Origin of the sequence: Pseudomonas sp. TJI-51 (genome assembly GCF_000190455.2) — a bacterium.
In the GTDB taxonomy this organism is placed as follows: Bacteria; Pseudomonadota; Gammaproteobacteria; order Pseudomonadales; family Pseudomonadaceae; genus Aquipseudomonas; species Aquipseudomonas juntendi.
Genome location: NZ_AEWE02000043.1, coordinates 1 through 2,126 on the forward strand (window position 1 = coordinate 1; position 2,126 = coordinate 2,126).

The following is a 2,126-nucleotide window of genomic DNA, read 5'->3' on the forward strand; positions in this document are numbered from 1 at the left end:
CGCGGAGCGGCCCCAACTGCTCAAGTGGACAGCACTACGCTCCTGGTGCCGCCCTTCATCGGTGCCAGTGCAACAACCTAGCGCTCCAGGCTGTACATCCGGCATTCCGCCAGCAAGGCCAGCAGGTTCGGCTCCCGCTCCCGCGCCTTCAGAAACACCACGCCGATATGCTGCTGCAAACGGTACTGCGGCTGCAGGGCTATCAGCCTGACGCGGTTTTCGTAGACGGCCGCGATGCGCCCCGGCAGCAGGGCAAAGCCCACGCCCGAGCTGACCATGCTCAGCAGGGTGAAGATGTCGTTGACCTGCATGGCGACCTTTGGCTCGAAGCCGGCTTGCTGGAAGACCCGGGCGCCATCGCGGTGTGTGGCAAACCCTTGGGTCAGGGTGATGAAGGTGGAGTCGGCCAGGTCGGCCAGGTCCACCTCGGCCTGCTCGGCGAAGGGGGAATCAGTAGGTACGGCGAGGAAGATGTCGTCGGAAAACAGCGGCAGTTGTTCGCAGGCCGGGTCGCTGACGCTCTCGTCCAGGGAGACGAGAATGGCCTCCAGTTCATGGTTTTTCAGGCGCTGCAGCAGGTCGAGGTTGGAGCCCAGGGTGAGGTCGATGTTCAGTTCGCTGCGCCGCAGCTTAAGCCCCATCACCAGCTTGGGCACGGTTTTTACCGTTAGCGAGTACAGCGCGCCCAGGCGAAAGCGCTCGGCATAGAAGCCGGCAGCTTCGCGGGTCTGGCGCACCATCTGCTCGGCGTCCTGGATCAGCAGGCGGGCTTTCTTTTCCAGTACGTAGGCGCTTTCCAGCGGAATAAGCTGCCGGCCTTCGTGCTTGAAAAGGGCGCAGCGCAGGGCGCTTTCCAGCGAATGGATGGCACGGTGCACGCTGACCGAACTGGTGCACAGTTCGGCGGCAGCGCGGCTGAGGTTGCCGCTGCGCATGAAGGCGAGGAAGGTTTCCAGCTTTTTCAGGGTGAGTTCTTCGTCGATCAGCATGGGGTGGCCTGGGCAGCGCGGTGGTTGGGATGGCTAGGGCTTCAATGGTGCTGTCGAGGATCAAGCGCGCTGGCGTTGCTCGAGCAATGCCCACAACTGGGCGTCGTTGAAATCAGCGATGACCAACTGTGCCCCCGCTGCCCGCAACCGCTCAGGCGTTTGCGTGGTGGCTACGCCGACGGTAAAGATACCGGCCGCAGTGGCTGCAGCCACCCCCGGCAAGGAGTCCTCGAAAGCCAGCGCCTGCCCGGCCGCGGCGCCCAGCCGCTGCAGCCCGGTAAGGTAGGGCAGCGGGTCGGGTTTGGGCCGGGCCAGCTCGTCGGCCACGACCACATGCTCGAAGCGCTGGGCCAAGCCCATGGCAGCGAGCATGTGCTCGGCATTGAGCCGCGGCGCGTTGGTGACCACGCACATGCCGATGGCGTGGGCCTGGGCATGCTCCAGCAGGCGCAGCAGGCCTGGCATGGGCTGCAACGCCGGCGACATCTCCCGGAACAAGGCTTCCTTGCGGTCGGCCAGCCTGGCGCACTGTTCGGTACTGGCGCCGGGGAACAGTTCGGCGAACAGCTCGCCATTGGCCCTGCCGCTGACCTGGGCCTCGAACTGGGCCTGGCTCAGCTCGCGGCCGTCATGGTCACGCAGCAGTTGGCGAAAGGCCTGCAAGTGCAGGCTGTCGGTGTCGGTAAGGGTTCCGTCGAGGTCGAACAGCAGGGCGGTGAGCATGGGGTATCCCGTTCAGAAAAACACAAGCCGGGGGATCATAACCAATGCAGACGACGAAGGGGTCTGTTCAGCACGCGGCGAAAGGAGTACAAATGTGCTCCATGAATAACCTTACCCCCAAACGCCGCGCCATTTTCGACTTCATCCGCGAGCGCATCAGCGACCACGGGCAGCCGCCGAGCCTGGCGGACATCGCCACGCGCTTCGGTTTTGCCTCGCGCAGCGTCGCGCGCAAACACATCACCGCCCTGTGTCAGGCGGGTTATATCGATGTCACCCCCAACCAGGCGCGGGGCATTCGCCTGGCCGACCCCCTGCGCCGGCCAGAAATGCTCGAAGTCCCGGTGCTCGGCCAAGTGGCGGCAGGCGCCCCGATCGGCCCGGACCTGGGCATCCACGAGCAGTTGCTGCTCG

3 protein-coding genes are annotated in these 2,126 nt (G+C 64.9%); 1 reads left to right on the forward strand and 2 read right to left on the reverse strand.

The features are described from left to right. Window positions 1–77: 77 nt before the first annotated feature. Together G1E_RS09765 and G1E_RS09770 are read right to left on the reverse strand one after the other, a co-directional pair. A complete protein-coding gene (locus tag G1E_RS09765) occupies window positions 78–989 on the reverse strand; it encodes a LysR substrate-binding domain-containing protein (RefSeq protein WP_009682715.1) in 912 nt (303 codons plus the stop codon). 60 nt (window positions 990–1,049) lie between these two features. Beyond that, window positions 1,050–1,712, reverse strand: coding sequence for an HAD family phosphatase (locus G1E_RS09770; RefSeq protein WP_009682716.1), 663 nt, complete (start codon window positions 1,710–1,712; stop codon window positions 1,050–1,052). 92 nt (window positions 1,713–1,804) lie between these two features. Here G1E_RS09770 and G1E_RS29365 point away from each other — a divergent pair. Then, window positions 1,805–2,126 (forward strand): LexA family transcriptional regulator (locus G1E_RS29365; RefSeq protein WP_047149791.1); only part of this gene is annotated, 322 nt, incomplete at its 3' end.